The organism is Mycobacterium sp., assembly GCF_035603715.1.
Classification (GTDB): Bacteria; Actinomycetota; Actinomycetes; order Mycobacteriales; family Mycobacteriaceae; genus Mycobacterium.
The window spans coordinates 1-15414 of the sequence record NZ_DATNJW010000149.1; the positions used below are offsets into that span (position 1 = coordinate 1).

The window sequence follows — 15414 nt, forward strand, 5'->3', positions numbered from 1 at the left end:
AAAAAGCCGAGGCGGCAGGACGTTCCAAGGAAGCCGAAGAGGCCAAGGCCAACGCCGAACAGTGGCGGCAATGGGCCGAGGCCGCAGCCGATGCGCTGACCCGTAAGCGCTAGCCCGGCGGCTGCGCCGTGCCGTTGGGCTTCGGCGGCTCGGCGCGGTCAGGGTCGTCGAAGGTTTCCAGCAACGTTCGGGCCTGCAGATGCGCGGCGGCTCGACGGCGCTGTTCTTCGGCAGCGAGCTGAACGATCGTGCGCGACCAGACCACCCGCGCCCAGTGGAACGTCAACAAAATGATGGCGATCCAGGCCACGAAGAGCCCGATACCGGGGCCCGGGTGTCCAGAGGACACCGTCTGTCGTGACCACACGGCCAGCAGACCGGCGGCGCTGGCCACCGCGGATCCCGCCAGCGCGACCCAGGCCAGCGCCCACCGCCGGGTCAACAAGGCCAGCATCGAAAATCCAACACCGAAAACCAAGGCGAGCCAACTGAATACGCGTGACGGCAGCGCTATTGCCGCTTTTCCGGCGCCCCGAGTGGAGAACAACACATCCCATCCGCGGACATCGCCGGTGTGCGGCAGGACGAACGATCCGATCAGCACGAACACCAGAATGGCGACAACCAAAGCTCGTGCGCCCGGTTCTATTTCGCGGGCGATACGACGTTCGGCGGCTTCGATGTCGTCGCGAAAGGCGTCGAACTCGCCTCGCTTCGGCTCGTTCTGGCTCATCGAGTGCACCCCTGTGACTCTGGCGCCGCCGCGGGTTGCCCGACGCCCGGCATGCCCAGCCCGACTCCGGATGGACGTTGTGCCGCGGCGTCACCAGCACGGGTCCGGCGGTGGCTGATGACATCGCCGTCGGCGATCAGGTGATGCGGGGCGGCTCGGGTGATGGTGGTCGTGATGATGTCGCCCGCGCGCACCTGCTGCTCGCCGGGTGTGAAATGCACCAGGCGGCCGTCTCGTGCGCGTCCGCTCATCCGCGCGGTGCTGCTGTCCTTGCGGCCCTCGCCAGTGGCCACCAATAGTTCGACGGTCCGGCCGATCTGGTTGCGGTTCTCTTCCAGCGCGATCTGATCCTGGAGCGCTATCAGCCGCTCATAGCGTTCCTGGACAACGGCTTTCGGCAGCTGACCGTCCAGTTCGGCCGCGGGGGTGCCGGGACGTTTGGAGTACTGGAAAGTGAACGCGTTGGCGAACCGGGCCTGCCGAACGACATCCAAGGTAGCCGCGAAGTCGTCCTCGGTTTCACCGGGGAATCCGACGATCAGGTCGGTGGTGATCGCGGCGTGCGGCATCGCCGCGCGCACCCGATCGATGATGCCGAGGTAGCGCTCGGCCCGGTAGGACCGCCGCATGGCCCGCAACATTCGGTCCGACCCGGATTGCAGCGGCATGTGTAGCGCCGGGCAGACGTTCGGCGTCTGCGCCATCGCATCGATGACGTCGTCGGTGAACTCAGCCGGATGCGGCGAGGTGAACCGCACGCGCTCAAGGCCCTCGATGCGTCCGCATTCGGTCAGCAACTCGGCGAATGCGCCACGGTTGCGCGGTATCCGCGGGTCGGCAAACGACACCCCGTAGGCGTTGACGTTTTGGCCTAGCAGCGTGACTTCCAGCACTCCGTCGGCCACCAGCGAGCGCACTTCAGCCAGGATGTCGTTCGGGCTACGGTCGACTTCCTTGCCCCGCAACGCCGGAACGATGCAAAACGTGCAGCTGTTGTTGCAGCCCACTGAAATGGAAACCCAAGCGGCGTAGGCAGATTCGCGGGCAGCGGGCAATGCGGACGGAAACTCCTGCAACGCCTCGGCGATTTCAACCTGGGCAACCCTGTTGTGCCTGGCCCGTTCGAGCAACGTCGGCAACGAACCGATGTTGTGGGTGCCGAAGACGACGTCGACCCACGGCGCCTTGCGCAGCACGTCGTCCTTGTCTTTCTGAGCCAGGCAGCCACCGACCGCGATCTGCATGTCGGGGTTGCTCCGCTTACGCGGCGCCAGGTGGCTGATGTTGCCGTACAACTTGTTGTCGGCGTTCTCGCGGACCGCGCAGGTGTTGAAGACCACCACGTCGGCGTCGTCGCCGTCAGGCGCCCGCCGGTAGCCCGCCGCCTCGAGCAGGCCCGCCAGCCGCTCCGAGTCGTGGACGTTCATCTGACATCCGTAGGTGCGAACCTGGTAAGTACGCTGCGACAACGACGGCGTCGCTGGGGGCGCCGTATCCGATGTCACCGTCGAAGTCACTGGGCCATGGTACGGCGAGCCGTGACCACCGGTGCTCGCGTGGTAGTCCGCTCCCCAACAAACCGCCCTGGTGTTCCTAGGGTTCGACGGCCCGAAGCAGGACGCAGCCGCCTTCGTCTGAGCTAGACGCGCCTGCGCTCCCGCTCGCCGGCCAACTCGACACTGACGACGTCGTAGGCCATCGACTGCGTGAAACCGCGACGTGCGAGCATCCCCACCAGTCGGCGGATCACCCGGGCATCGGCAGCTTCGTCACTGAGGTTTTCCCGCCGAAGCTTCTTGCGCACCAATTCTTCGGCGCGACCACGCTCGGCCGCGGGATTGATGCCGCCGAGCACCGAGGCGATCACGTCGTTGTCGACGCCCTTGGTTCGCAGCTCAGCAGCCAACGCGCGCTTGCCTTTTCCTGCGTTCGCCAGCCGCGAGTACACCCACTGTTCGGCGAAGTCTGTGTCGTCGATCAATCCGACGTCGGCCAACCGATCCAGCACCCTGGTGCTTACATCGTCGGGGTATCCGCGCTTGGCCAGCTGGCCGGCCAGCTCAGCACGGGTCCGCGCCGTCGCGGTGAGCAGGCGCAGGCACAGCGCCCGCGCCTGCTCTTCGCGAGATGGCTCAGAAGTCGACGGGAGCGGGCAAGACGCTGTCATTGGTCACGTCGTCAGTCACTACCGCACCGATGCCAAGCTTTTCCTTGATCTTCTTCTCGATCTCGTTGGCCACATCGGCGTTCTCCAGCAGGAAGTTGCGGGCGTTCTCCTTGCCCTGCCCCAGCTGTTCGCCCTCGTAGGTGAACCACGACCCGGACTTACGAACGAAGCCCTGGTCCACACCCATGTCGATCAGCGAGCCTTCCTTGCTGATGCCCTTGCCGTAGAGGATGTCGAACTCGGCCTGCTTGAACGGCGGCGACACCTTGTTCTTGACGACCTTGACCCGGGTGCGGTTACCGACCGCATCGGTACCGTCCTTGAGCGTCTCGATCCGTCGCACATCCAGACGCACCGACGAGTAGAACTTCAAAGCCTTTCCACCCGTCGTTGTTTCGGGCGAGCCGAACATCACCCCGATCTTCTCGCGAAGCTGGTTGATGAAGATCGCCGTAGTGCCCGAATTGCTCAGTGCGCCGGTTATTTTCCGCAGCGCCTGACTCATCAGCCGGGCCTGCAGTCCGACGTGGCTGTCGCCCATCTCTCCTTCGATCTCCGCGCGCGGCACTAGTGCGGCCACCGAGTCGATGACCAGGATGTCCAGCGCGCCCGAACGGATCAGCATGTCCGCGATCTCGAGCGCCTGCTCGCCGGTGTCCGGTTGGCTGACCAGCAGCGAATCGGTATCCACGCCCAGCTTGCTGGCGTAGTCGGGATCCAGCGCGTGCTCGGCGTCGATGAACGCCGCGATGCCGCCTGCGGCTTGGGCGTTGGCCACCGCGTGCAGTGCGACGGTGGTCTTACCCGAGGACTCCGGGCCGTAGATCTCTACGATCCGACCACGGGGCAGGCCGCCGATGCCCAGGGCAACATCCAGCGCGATCGATCCGGTCGGGATGACCGAGATCGGTTGGCGCACTTCGTCACCGAGCCGCATCACCGAACCTTTGCCGTGACTCTTCTCAATCTGGGCCATCGCCAGTTCGAGGGCCTTTTCGCGATCTGGGGCTTGTGCCATGGTGTGCTACCTCTCGGTGTAGTCGTCGTTCGGTTTGACCGGTCTCGGTCGGTTGGCCGTGACGTTAAAGCAGCCCTCCGACAAGTCGGGCCCGTCGAACGATCACCACAGTAGCGAACAGGTGTTCGAAAGCAAGGAGGCGCGCCGCCGGCGTGTCTAGGGTCCGATCACCACTGTTCGCGGGGGACGTCGAAGTCGACACACAGCGCGCGCCACACGTCGCGCGGGTCGATTCCGTCCTCGATCGCCTGTGCGGCGGTGCGCCCATCGAACGTGGTCAGCACGTGGTCAGCCAGCACCGATCCGCCATATGTCGCGCCGAACCGCAGGGTCACCCGATCGTGAAATTCCGTGAGCCGCACCCAGCCAAGCTACCTACCCGGCAGGCGCGAGCGCATGACGGCACACCTGCACCGGGTCGGTGACGTCGGCCGCGCCGGCGGCGGCGCGCTGCGCGGCGTCGCGGTAGCTCGGCGTCGCCAACACTTCGGCGGCGGCGCTGACCAGTGCCTCGTCTGTCAACGGCCGTACCAGGCGCCCACTGCCTTGGCGCACCACCCGGTTGGCAATCTCCCATTGGTCTCCCCCGCCGGGCACCACCACCAGCGGAACGCCGGCCAGCAGTGTCTTGGCCACCATGCCGTGTCCGCCGCCGCAGATCACCAGGTCGGCATGCGCGAGCAGGTCGTCTTGGCGGCCCAGCCCGGCCACCGCCCACGGCGGCAGCGTCAGATCCGGACCGTTCAGTCTCGACACGATCACCCGCGCACCGGCGGGCAGGCCAGATCCGGGCACCAGGCAGTCCAGGGCGGCCTGATCCAACCCTTTCGTTCCGGTCATCGCCGTCGACGGAGCGACCACCACCACCGGTCCCGAGCCCGGCGGGATGGACAGCAGCTGCTCGGTCGGCTCGAAGTGCAGCGGACCCACCACGACGGCTTCGGCCGGCCAGTCCGGACGCGGGACCTCCAAGGCAGGCAGCGTCGCGATCAGCCGGCGCAGTGGGCCGGAATCGGTTGCCGGCAAACCGATCTCGACGCGTACCTCCGCACGCTGGCGGGCGCCCGCCCGCACGGATCGCGCGGTCAGCGCGCGCATCGTGGCATCCCGCAACCGGCCGCGGATCCCGGTGCCCGGCGCCAGCCCGCTGCCGATCGGCGGCAGGCCTTTGGACGGCAGGTACAGCGGATGCGGATTCAGTTCGACCCACGGAATTCCCAGCAGCTCAGCCGACATCCCGCCGCAGGCGGTGATCACGTCGGACACCACCAGGTCCAGCCCCATGGCCTGGAGCTGAGGCACGTTCAGCACCGCCATCCGAGCCGCGCGCTGGTGGATCTTGGCACCGGCGTCGCCGTCGTCGTCGTCCGCGGTGGGGTCGAGCCCGGCCAATTCGACGGCATCGACACCGGCGGCGCGAGCGGTTTCCAGCCACTCGGCACCGGTCAGCAGGGTGGGGGTGTCGCCGGCGGCCACGAACCGCTGACACAACGCGATGGCCGGAAACGAGTGTCCGGGATCCGGCCCGGCCACCACGGCGACGCGCATCGCATTACCCTGCCACAGCGGCTCGCTAGGCTGGTGATCATGACCGAGCAGACTCTCGAAAACACCCGCACCGTCGAGGTCTTTCTGTATGCGCTGCAGGACGCCGACCTCGATACCGCCAGCGCCGCATTGGCCGAAGATCTGGTTTATCAGAACGTCGGTTTGCCCACGATCCATGGCCGCCGCAGGGCGATGAAACTGTTCAGCCCGCTCGGCGGAGCCAGCCGTTTCGAGGTGAAGATCCACCGCATCGCCGCCGACGGCGCCGCCGTACTCACCGAACGCACCGATGCACTGATCTTCGGTCCGCTGCGGCTGCAATTCTGGATCTGCGGCGTATTCGAAGTCCACAACGGACAGATCACGCTGTGGCGCGACTACTTCGATTTCTTCGACATGTTCAAGGCAACCCTGCGCGGCCTCGCCGGTCTGGTTGTGCCGGCGCTGCGGACGTCTTTCTAACTCCGATGTCCGAAAGCGCGGTACGGCCCAACGCGTTTCAGTTCATCCGGTACTGCTGCGGGGGGCAGCTGCCCGACTCGATGCGGGACTGGGTGCGCAACGATCTGACCAGCAAGGGTGCGACGGTCCGGATGATGCGCCGGGTGGCGGTGCCTGCGGTGCTGGTGCTTGCGCCGTTCTGGCTGATCCCGACGACGTGGGACGTCCACCTGAGCATGACGCTGCCCATTCTGATTCCGTTCGTGTACTTCTCCCACGCACTGAACAAGGTGTGGCGCCGGCACATGCTGCAAGTGCACGGCCTCGACCCGAATCTGGTCGACGCGCGCCGCAGTAAGCGCGAAGAACAGATGCGTCAGTCGTATATCGAGCGGTACGGCCCCAGGGACGAATCGACCAGCCACGGCCAAGACATCTGAGCTCTACGCCCGGCGGGGTAGCCCGCCGAGTTCGTCGAAGGCCCGCGACCAGCCGATCAGACGGTCGGTGGCTCCGGCCAGCTCGTCACGATAGCGCTGTCGCGACTCGACCAACGCGGCGCCGCGATCACCGTTCGCCGAAGACACCAATTGTGCTGCCGCGGTGACCATTTCGTTGTACTGACGCACCCCGGCGCTCAATTGCGCGGTGAACGCGTTGATGGTGGGCGCCAGATATGAGCGGGACTGTGGCGTGCCATTGGCCGCGCGCTCCATCGACACCACCTCGGCGGCCGTCGCCGCCATGGCAGCCGAGCTCTTTTTGGCCGCCGCGGTCAGCTCACTGATCTCGCTGTCGGGCAACATGTTGCCGCGCTCCATGACTCCGAGCAACGAGAAGAATCCCCGTTCGGAAGCGCCAAGTGCATACATCGCCGGGCGGGCCGCCGAACTCGGCGGCGGCAGACGCCGAATGTTGGTGGGCCGCTGCGCGGGCAGCGGATCGGCTTTCATCCAGCGGTAGCGGATCAGCAGCAGCGTGGCGATCATCGCTTGCGCGACAGCGACGCCGCCGGTGATCTCCAGCAGTAGCGCGAACCAGCCCCATGCCGCCAGGATCGCCGTCACCACGCCCCAGAACACGCACCCCGCGCTGAAGATCAGACCCCAGCGCAGCGCGCGACGCCTACGACGCAGCTGTCGTTCCCGCGGATCGATCGCCGCGCTGATCTTCTGGACTAACAGCTCGGAAAGGTCGCTGGCCGTGTCGAGGCCGCGCATCAGCAATGTCCGCCACGCGGAATTGCGACCCGGCTGCACCGCCATCGAAGTGCTCGTCTCTTACTGACCGAGGGGTTTTTCGGTGGGCGCAGCCGTAGGCGCCGATGCCGGGGTGCTCGGCGCAGCCGCGGAACCGCTCGCCGCCCCGCCGGCCGGCAACGCGTCGCCGCGCATCGACGCCCGGATCTGCTCCAACCGCGAGTGGCCGGCCATCTCCACGCCGGCCTGCTCGACCTCGATCATCCGGCCCTGCACCGAGCTCTGCGCCAGTTCAGCCTGACCCAGCGCGTTGGCGTAGCGACGCTCGATCTTGTCGCGCACCTCGTCGAGGTTCGGGGTGGTACCGGGCGCCGCGATCTCGCTCATCGACCGCAACGACTTGCTGACCTGTTCCTGCATCTTGGCCTGCTCCAGCTGGCTGAGCAGCTTGGTGCGTTCGGCGATCTTCTGCTGCAGCACCATCGCGTTCTGCTCGACGGCCTTCTTGGCCTGTGCGGCAGCGCCCAGCGCCTGGTCGTGCAAGGCCTTGAGATCTTCCACGCTCTGCTCGGAGGTGACCAGCTGCGCCGCGAACGCCTCGGCGGCGTTGTTGTATTCGGTGGCTTTCGCGGTGTCGCCCGCGGCGGTGGCCTGGTCGGCCAGCGTCACCGCCTGCCGAACGTTGACCTGAAGCTTCTCGATGTCGGCCAGTTGGCGGTTGAGCCGCATCTCGAGTTGGCGCTGGTTGCCGATAACCGAGGCGGCCTGCTGAGTCAGCGCCTGGTGCTGACGCTGCGCCTCCTCGATGGCCTGCTGGATCTGCACTTTCGGGTCGGCGTGTTCGTCGATCTTCGAGTTGAACAGCGCCATGACGTACTTCCACGCCTTGACGAACGGATTGGCCATGGGTTAGCTCCGCCTTTGTGTGTAGGTGTCTGCCCTGAGGCTCAACTTATCGTCTCCGCCGTGATTGCCACACCCTCACTAGCCGGGCTAGGCGACGGCCATCGAGACGACGGGCGGAATGACGACCTTGGTGCTGGCGTCGATGTTGGCCGCACTGCGGGCGCTGGCCATTGCCCGCTCCCGGCGGGCCAGCTGTTCGCTGGCGTCGACGAGCAGCTGAGACAACGGCACGTCCAAGGCGTCGCAGATCGCGCTGAGCAGCTCGCTGGAAGCCTCTTTGCGGCCGCGCTCGACCTCGGACAGGTATCCCAGGCTGACCCGCGCGGAGTCGGATACCTGACGCAGCGTCCGGCCTTGCTTGGTGCGGGCACGACGCAGTACGTCGCCGAGGACTTCGCGTAGCAATGACGCCATCGCGCTCTCCTTAACTCCGGTCAGCTTGATTCTTCATCAGGTCAACGCACGCCGCGCGGTCAATGGTTCCCGGCCTGGCTTACTCGGCCGCGACCAGGGCCCGCAGCCTGCTGATCGACTCGCGCACCGCCGAGATTCGGATGTCCCAGCGCGTTCCGGTGAGCTTCAGCTCGATCACCTCGGTGTCGACCGGGCCGGCCAGACCCATGAACACCGTGCCCACTTCATGGCCGCCGTGTGGGTCGGGTCCCGCGACGCCCGTCAACCCGACACCCCAGGTGGCATCGCAGCGTTGGCGCGCGCCGACAGCCAACGCCCGGGCGGTCGGGCCCGCAACCGGGCCGACCTCGTCGAGAATCTGCGGCGCGACGCCGGCCAGCACGACTTTGGTGTGCTCGGTATAGGTGATCAGGCCGCCACGCAGGACCTCACTGGCACCGGGCACGCCGGCCAGCGTCGCGGCCAGCAGCCCCGCGGTCAGCGACTCGGCAGTTGCGACGCTCTGCTTGCGGACGGTCAGATCGGCGACCAGCCCACGCGCATCGTCACTGAGCAGCGGGTCGTCCACGAGCATCCTTTGCGGCGGAGGCGACGTAGTCCAACCCGGTGAGCACGGTCAGCACGATCGCGGCTGCCATCACCACCCATGCGGCCACCAGCCAGGAACCCGACAGCGGCAGCACGAACATTCCGATCGCGACGGCTTGCACGAGGGTCTTGAGCTTGCCGCCGCGACTGGCAGGGATGACGCCGTGGCGAAGCATCACAAACCGCAACACCGTGATCCCGACCTCGCGAGCCAGGATGACGGCCGTCACCCACCAGTGCAGGTCACCGAGCATCGACAGCCCGATCAGCGCGGCGCCGATCAGCGTCTTGTCCGCGATCGGGTCGGCCATCGTGCCGAATTCGGTCACCATGCCGTAGTTACGGGCCAAGGCACCGTCGAAACGGTCGGTGATGACGGCGACCGCGAAAACGACGAAAGCGATTATCCGGCTGGCGGTTTCGTGCCCGTTACCGGCGAACAATGCCAGCAGGAAGACCGGAACAAGCACCAGTCGCAACAGCGTGAGCACGTTAGCGAGGTTGGTGACCCGAACGCGCGGGACTACTGGACCTGTTTGAGGCTGTCCCGACACGGCAACAGAATATCGGTTAGCGCAGCGCTGAGCCTTATTACCCGCTCCACGCCGCGCCACGCGATCAGCATCGTCGCCGGGCGCGGCCCAACCGATACTCTGCAATTCGTGAACGCAGCGAGCGATCCACCGGCCAACGGGCCTGCGATCCGGCGCGCGCGAACCTCTGACGTCCCGGTGATCAAGGACCTCGTCGACACCTACGCGGGCAAGATCCTGTTGGAAAAGAACCTGGTGACGCTGTATGAAGCGGTCCAGGAGTTCTGGGTGGCCGAGCACGAAGGCGTCGTGGTCGGTTGCGGCGCATTGCATGTGTTGTGGGCCGATCTCGGCGAGGTGCGCACCGTAGCCGTCGACCCGTCGATGACGGGACGCGGCATCGGGCATGCCATCGTCGACCAGCTTCTCCGGATCGCCCGTAACTTGCAGCTGGAGCGCCTGTTCGTGTTGACCTTCGAGACTGAATTCTTCGCCCGGCACGGGTTCACCGAGATCGAGGGCACCCCGGTGACCGCCGAGGTTTTCGAGGAAATGTGCCGCTCCTACGACATCGGTGTCGCCGAGTTCCTGGATCTCAGCTACGTCAAGCCGAACACTCTGGGCAACTCGCGGATGCTGCTGGTGCTGTAGTGGGCGGGGTGGACGCTCAACCCGTTGTCGTCATCACCGGCGCTTCGCAGGGAATCGGCGCCGGCCTGGTCGCCGGCTACCGCGGGATCGGGTACGCCGTCGTCGCCAACTCGCGCAATGTGACCCCAAGCGACGATCCGATGGTGCTCACCGTCGCCGGAGATATCGGACAGCCCGGCGTCGGCCAACGCATCGTCGACGCCGCGCTCGAGCGGTTCGGCGGAATCCGAACGGTGATCAACAACGCGGGCATCTTCATCTCCAAGCCGTTCACCGAGTACACCGACGCGGACTATGACGCGATCACCGGGGTCAATCTGCGCGGATTTTTTGAGGTTTCGCGTGCCGCGGTGTCCGCGATGCTGCGCGGCGGAGCAGGCGGCCACCTGGTCAACATCTCGACCACTCTGGTCGAGAACGCGGACTCTGCGCTCCCCTCAGCGTTGGCGTCACTGACCAAAGGCGGGTTGAACGCCGTCACCAAAGAACTGGCCATCGAGTACGCGAAGCACGGCATCCGGTGCAACGCCGTCGCTCTCGGCGACATTCGCACTCCCATGCACGATCCGGCCACATACGATGCATTGGCCAAGAGGCATCCGTTGGGGCGCGTGGGCGACATCGACGATGTCGTCAAGGGCGTGCTGTACCTGGAGAACTCGCCCTTTGTCACCGGCGAGATCCTGCACGTGGATGGAGGTCAAAGTGCCGGACACTGATGCGCTGCGCGACGCCCTGGACCGCTGGAAGGCCGGCATCGACGCACACGAGCCCGAACGGGTCTCGGAGGTCTTCACCGAGGACGCCATCTTCCAGGGTCTACGCCCCTACAGCGTTGGCCGCCAAGGCGTTATCGACTACTACGCGAGCCAACCGGTAGGCCTGACCGTCGAATACGAGATCCTGCAGACCCGCCGACTGGCCGATGATCAGGTGCTCGGATACGTCCACGCCGACTTCACGTTTCCGGACGGACGCCTCGTCAGCGTGTTCCTCGGCGTGGCAGTCAAGCACAGCGACGACGGCTGGAGTATCTACTACTACCAGGCGTCCAAACTCGATTAGTCTGCGGCTCAGTCGATTTCGCTGTCGGTATCCGAGCCGTCGGCGCTTGAGCCGCCGCGGATCAGCGCCAACGTTCCGGCCAGGTCCTCGGGCTTGACCAACACGTCACGCGCTTTGGAACCTTCGCTCGGGCCGACGATGTCGCGGGTCTCCATCAGGTCCATCAGCCGGCCGGCTTTGGCGAAACCGACCCGAAGCTTGCGTTGCAGCATCGATGTCGAGCCGAACTGGCTGGATACCACCAACTCGACGGCCTGCAGCAAGACGTCCATGTCGTCGCCGATGTCGGGGTCGACATCCTTGCGTTCGCCGCTGGCCTTGGCGGTGGTGACGCCCTCGGTGTACTCGGGTTCGGCTTGGTCCTTGCACGCGGTGACGACGGCGTGGATCTCCTCGTCGGTGATGTAGGCACCCTGCAGTCGTAGTGGCTTACTGGCACCCATCGGCAGGAACAGGCCGTCACCCATGCCGATCAACTTTTCGGCGCCGGCTTGATCCAGGATCACCCGGCTGTCGATGAGCGACGACGTGGCGAACGCCAGCCGCGATGGCACGTTGGTCTTGATCAAGCCGGTCACCACGTCGACGGAGGGGCGCTGAGTGGCCAGCACCAGGTGAATGCCTGCTGCACGGGCCTTCTGGGTGATCCGCACGATGGCATCCTCGACGTCGCGCGGCGCCGTCATCATCAAGTCGGCGAGCTCGTCGACAATCGCCACGACGTACGGGTAGGGCCGGTACTCCCGCTGGCTGCCCAGCGGCGCGGTGATCGCTCCGCTGCGCACCTTTGCGTTGAAGTCGTCGATATGACGAACCCGGGACGCCTGCATGTCCTGGTAGCGCTGCTCCATCTCCTCGACCAGCCACGCCAGCGCCGCTGCCGCTTTCTTCGGCTGGGTGATGATCGGCGTGATCAGGTGCGGAATGCCTTCGTAGGGCGTCAGTTCCACCATCTTCGGGTCGATCAGGATCATCCTGACCTCTTCCGGTGTGGACCGGGTGAGCAACGAGACCAGCATCGAGTTGACGAAGCTTGACTTACCGGAGCCGGTGGAACCGGCGACCAGCAGGTGCGGCATCTTAGCCAGGTTGGCCGAGATGAAGTCGCCTTCGATGTCCTTGCCCAGCCCGATCACCAGCGGGTGGTGGTCGCGGCGGGTCGTTGGCGCGGTGAGAACGTCGGCCAGACGCACCATTTCGCGGTCGGTGTTGGGCACCTCGATGCCGACGGCGGACTTGCCCGGGATCGGCGCGAGCATCCGGACGCTCTCGGTGGCCACCGCATACGCGATGTTCTTCTGCAGGGCGGTGATCTTCTCCACCTTGACGCCGGGGCCCAGCTCGACCTCGTAGCGGGTGACGGTCGGCCCGCGCGTGCAGCCGGTAACCGCAGCGTCGACCTTGAACTGTTGCAGGACCGAGCTGATCGAATCGGCCATCTGATCGTTGGCGGCGCTCCGCTTCTTCGGCGGATCGCCGGCCACCAGCAGGCTCAGCGGCGGCAGCGTGTACGGGCCCTCGACAACCCGGTCCACGACCAGGGTGTCTTGCTTGGCAACGGTTTTGGCGTCGCGCTTGCGGCTGCGCGACACCGTCGGCTCCGGCACCGTCGGGTTGTCGTCCGGGGCGACCGGGCCGGCGCTCGACGGCCACGCCTGGGCTTCATCGTCGCCGTACGTCGAGGATTCGTCGTAGTAGCCGTCGGAGAAGTCCTCGGCGACACCATTTTCCGTGCTCGTCTCGTCGTAATACTCATCGCCGTCGCGGTAGTCGAACATCCGCGTGCCGAACATGGAACGCAGCGTCTCCGGCAGTTCGCGAATCGTCGTGCCCGTCAACAGAAGCAGGCCGAACAGCGCGCCGATGAACAACAGCGGTGCGCAGATCCACTTGGTCAATCCTTCGGAGAGCGGACCCCCGATGGCGAAGCCGAAGAATCCGGCGGCGTGCGCACGTCCGGCCGGAGTGTCCGGCGAGCCGGCCCACAGATGCCACAAGCCCAGCACCGGCAGCGCCATCATCGCCGCGCCGAGCACCAGCCGGGGGCGGGCCTCCGGATTCGGCTCGGTGCGCATCAACAGCACGGCGACCGCAGCGGTGACCACGGGCAGCACCACCACCGCCGAGCCGATGAAGATGCGCACCACCGAGTCGACCCAAGCGCCAACCGGGCGGGCGGCGTCGAACCAGGAGCTGGCGGCGATGACGACCGCCAAACCCAGCAACGCCAGAGCAATCCCGTCGCGACGGTGGCCCGGATCGATCTCGCGGGCCCGGCCCACCGATCGGGCCGTGCTGCCGGTCCCCTTGGCCAGCATCAGCCACGTTCCACGCATGGCGCGACCACACGCCAGCCCGGCGTTGGTCACCAGCGAGTGGTTGCGGCGCCCGGCGGGCCGGCGCGGGGCCTTAGCGGGCCTTCGCGCGGGGCTACGCCGGGGCTGCGCCGACCGCGAAGAGCTCTTTGACCTGCTCGTTCGGGCTCTGGAGCGCGCGACAGTCTTGCTAGCCATGCGGCAAGCCTAATCGCTAAAACACCATCTGCACCATCCGCCACACTGGTTACCTGGCCGTGACCATGCAACCGGCGTTTCACCGGCGAAAACGCCCTCGGTAGGGTGACACCCGTCACTCATCTTCAGGAGGCCTGCATGCCCGTCGTCGTCGTCGCCACGCTGACCGTCAAACCCGAATCGGTCGACACCGTTCGTGACATCCTCACAACCGCGGCAGAGGAGGTGCACGCGGAACCCGGTTGCCAGCTGTATTCGGTGAACCAATCGGGCGAGACCTTCGTCTTTGTCGAGCAATGGGCGGACGAGGAGGCGCTCAAGACCCATAGCAGCGCTCCCGCGGTGGCCAAGATGTTCACCGCGGCCGGCGAGCACCTGGTCGGCGCACCCGACATCAAAATGCTGCAACCAGTTCCCGCCGGCGACCCCGACAAAGGGCAAATTCGCCCGTGACCGGAGGCCCACTCGGAGGCAAAGTTGCGCTGATCACCGGCGCTGCGCGCGGGCAGGGCCGCGCCCATGCGGTGCGCCTGGCGTCCGAGGGCGCCGACATCATCGGGGTCGACATCTGCGCGCCGATTGCCAGCGTTCCCTACCCACTGGCGAGCGCCGACGATCTTGCCGCCACCGTGAAACTCGTCGAAGACATCGGAGCACGAATCGTCGCCAAGGAGGCCGACGTTCGCGACCGGGCATCGCTGTCAGACGCGGTTCAGGCCGGTGTTGACGAACTCGGCCGACTCGACATCGTGGTCGCCAACGCCGGTATCGCCCCGATGCAGTCGGGTGACGACGGCTGGCGCGACGTGATCGATGTCAATCTGACCGGGGTCTACAACACCATCAAGGCCGCGATACCGGTCTTGATCAAACAGGGGGCCGGCGGGTCGATCGTGCTGATCAGCTCCGCCGCCGGCCTGGCCGGCGTGGGCAGCCCGGACGCGGGTTCGGTGGGCTACGCGGCCGCCAAGCACGGCGTGGTCGGTCTGATGCGCGTGTACGCGAATCTGCTTGCCAAACAGAATATCCGGGTCAATTCGATTCACCCGACCGGCGTCGAGACACCGATGATCGACAATGACTTCACCCGGGGATGGCTGGCCAAGATGGCAGCCGAGTCAGATTCGCCGGGCAGCATGGGCAATGCGTTACCGGTGGAGGTGCTCCAACCCGAGGACATCGCCAACGCGGTCGCGTGGCTGGTGTCCGACCAAGCCCGCTACATCACCGGTGTCACGCTGCCGGTCGATGCGGGATTCCTGAACAAGTAGCGCGTGGCGAGAAATCCAGCGGCACAAACCGCGTATGGCCCCATGGTGTTGGTCGCCTTGGAACAAAGCGAACCGCGCGGCCGCCGGTTGGTGGACGATGACCTGGCGGCGCGATTCTTGCCGGCGCCAACCCGGTGGCTGGTGACCAAGACGCCGCCGAACCCGATGAGACGACTGGCGATGGCCGCGATGGAGCGCGAGGGCCCAGGCCTATGGGCCAGCATGAACTGCCGTAAGCGCTATATCGCCGACAAGGTCAACGAATCACTCGACGACATCGACGCAGTGGTCGTCCTGGGAGCCGGATTCGACACGCTGGCTTACCGGTTGGCCAGAAGGAACCGGATCCCGATCTTCGAGGTCGACC

General features: G+C 66.0%; 20 protein-coding genes. 8 read left to right on the forward strand and 12 right to left on the reverse strand.

From position 1 onward, the window contains the following. Positions 1-109: 109 nt before the first annotated feature. The 6 genes from VN856_RS06820 to VN856_RS06845 form a co-directional block, all read right to left on the reverse strand. Positions 110-733: a hypothetical protein gene (locus VN856_RS06820; protein ID WP_325687414.1), complete on the reverse strand. Its 624-nt coding sequence runs from the start codon at positions 731-733 to the stop codon at positions 110-112. Continuing rightward, on the reverse strand, positions 730-2250 hold the full coding sequence (miaB, locus tag VN856_RS06825; protein ID WP_325687416.1) for a tRNA (N6-isopentenyl adenosine(37)-C2)-methylthiotransferase MiaB: 1521 nt from the start codon (positions 2248-2250) through the stop codon (positions 730-732). Before miaB ends, VN856_RS06820 begins: the two co-directional genes overlap by 4 nt. Positions 2251-2372: 122 nt before the next feature. After that, the gene (gene recX, locus VN856_RS06830) at positions 2373-2900 is read right to left on the reverse strand and encodes a recombination regulator RecX (protein ID WP_325687418.1); all 528 of its coding nucleotides are present in this window, start codon (positions 2898-2900) and stop codon (positions 2373-2375) included. Then, positions 2866-3918, reverse strand: coding sequence for a recombinase RecA (gene recA, locus VN856_RS06835; protein ID WP_325687419.1), 1053 nt, complete (start codon positions 3916-3918; stop codon positions 2866-2868). Before recA ends, recX begins: the two co-directional genes overlap by 35 nt. A 167-nt stretch (positions 3919-4085) precedes the next feature. After that, complete coding sequence (locus VN856_RS06840) at positions 4086-4280, reverse strand: DUF3046 domain-containing protein (RefSeq protein ID WP_325687421.1); 195 nt, start codon at positions 4278-4280, stop codon at positions 4086-4088. 13 nt (positions 4281-4293) lie between these two features. Further along, on the reverse strand, positions 4294-5466 hold the full coding sequence (locus VN856_RS06845) for a glycosyltransferase (protein WP_325687423.1): 1173 nt from the start codon (positions 5464-5466) through the stop codon (positions 4294-4296). Positions 5467-5505: 39 nt separating this feature from the next. On the opposite strand from VN856_RS06845, the gene VN856_RS06850 reads away from it, so the two are divergent. After that, entirely contained in the window at positions 5506-5928 is a 423-nt protein-coding gene (locus tag VN856_RS06850) for a limonene-1,2-epoxide hydrolase (RefSeq protein ID WP_325687424.1), read from the forward strand. Between the two features lie 5 nt (positions 5929-5933). After that, positions 5934-6347 (forward strand): DUF5313 domain-containing protein, encoded by a 414-nt coding sequence (locus VN856_RS06855; RefSeq protein WP_325687426.1) that lies wholly within the window; start codon positions 5934-5936, stop codon positions 6345-6347. Positions 6348-6350: 3 nt separating this feature from the next. Here the strand turns inward: VN856_RS06855 and pspM are convergent, their stop codons facing one another. The 5 genes from pspM to pgsA form a co-directional block, all read right to left on the reverse strand. Then, positions 6351-7172: a phage shock envelope stress response protein PspM gene (gene pspM, locus VN856_RS06860; protein WP_325687428.1), complete on the reverse strand. Its 822-nt coding sequence runs from the start codon at positions 7170-7172 to the stop codon at positions 6351-6353. Between the two features lie 15 nt (positions 7173-7187). Then, the gene (pspA, locus tag VN856_RS06865) at positions 7188-8012 is read right to left on the reverse strand and encodes a phage shock protein PspA (RefSeq protein ID WP_325687430.1); all 825 of its coding nucleotides are present in this window, start codon (positions 8010-8012) and stop codon (positions 7188-7190) included. A gap of 87 nt (positions 8013-8099) precedes the next feature. Then, positions 8100-8426 carry a transcriptional regulator ClgR gene (gene clgR / locus VN856_RS06870; protein WP_325687432.1) on the reverse strand — a complete coding sequence of 109 codons (327 nt, stop codon included), beginning with the start codon at positions 8424-8426 and terminating at the stop codon, positions 8100-8102. Between the two features lie 79 nt (positions 8427-8505). Further along, positions 8506-8994 carry a CinA family protein gene (locus tag VN856_RS06875; RefSeq protein ID WP_325687434.1) on the reverse strand — a complete coding sequence of 163 codons (489 nt, stop codon included), beginning with the start codon at positions 8992-8994 and terminating at the stop codon, positions 8506-8508. Beyond that, positions 8972-9568 carry a CDP-diacylglycerol--glycerol-3-phosphate 3-phosphatidyltransferase gene (pgsA, locus tag VN856_RS06880; protein ID WP_325687436.1) on the reverse strand — a complete coding sequence of 199 codons (597 nt, stop codon included), beginning with the start codon at positions 9566-9568 and terminating at the stop codon, positions 8972-8974. Before pgsA ends, VN856_RS06875 begins: the two co-directional genes overlap by 23 nt. Before the next feature lie 108 nt (positions 9569-9676). Here pgsA and VN856_RS06885 point away from each other — a divergent pair, with 108 nt between their 5' ends. The 3 genes from VN856_RS06885 to VN856_RS06895 are packed head-to-tail and all read left to right on the forward strand — an operon-like array spanning position 9677 to position 11263. Further along, positions 9677-10198 carry an amino-acid N-acetyltransferase gene (locus VN856_RS06885; RefSeq protein ID WP_325687438.1) on the forward strand — a complete coding sequence of 174 codons (522 nt, stop codon included), beginning with the start codon at positions 9677-9679 and terminating at the stop codon, positions 10196-10198. Between the two features lie 8 nt (positions 10199-10206). Next, complete coding sequence (locus VN856_RS06890; protein ID WP_325687440.1) at positions 10207-10917, forward strand: SDR family oxidoreductase; 711 nt, start codon at positions 10207-10209, stop codon at positions 10915-10917. After that, positions 10904-11263 carry an SgcJ/EcaC family oxidoreductase gene (locus VN856_RS06895; RefSeq protein WP_325687442.1) on the forward strand — a complete coding sequence of 120 codons (360 nt, stop codon included), beginning with the start codon at positions 10904-10906 and terminating at the stop codon, positions 11261-11263. Before VN856_RS06890 ends, VN856_RS06895 begins: the two co-directional genes overlap by 14 nt. 8 nt (positions 11264-11271) lie before the next feature. Here the strand turns inward: VN856_RS06895 and VN856_RS06900 are convergent, their stop codons facing one another. Beyond that, entirely contained in the window at positions 11272-13776 is a 2505-nt protein-coding gene (locus VN856_RS06900) for an FtsK/SpoIIIE family DNA translocase (protein ID WP_414686891.1), read from the reverse strand. A 138-nt stretch (positions 13777-13914) separates the two neighbouring features. Between VN856_RS06900 and VN856_RS06905 the strand changes: the two genes are divergently transcribed. The 3 genes from VN856_RS06905 to VN856_RS06915 all read left to right on the forward strand — a co-directional run. Then, complete coding sequence (locus tag VN856_RS06905) at positions 13915-14229, forward strand: putative quinol monooxygenase (protein WP_325687444.1); 315 nt, start codon at positions 13915-13917, stop codon at positions 14227-14229. Further along, a complete protein-coding gene (locus tag VN856_RS06910) occupies positions 14226-15047 on the forward strand; it encodes a mycofactocin-coupled SDR family oxidoreductase (protein WP_325687446.1) in 822 nt (273 codons plus the stop codon). Before VN856_RS06905 ends, VN856_RS06910 begins: the two co-directional genes overlap by 4 nt. Before the next feature lie 3 nt (positions 15048-15050). Then, the coding region (locus tag VN856_RS06915) for an SAM-dependent methyltransferase (protein ID WP_325687448.1) at positions 15051-15414 on the forward strand (364 nt) is incomplete at its 3' end.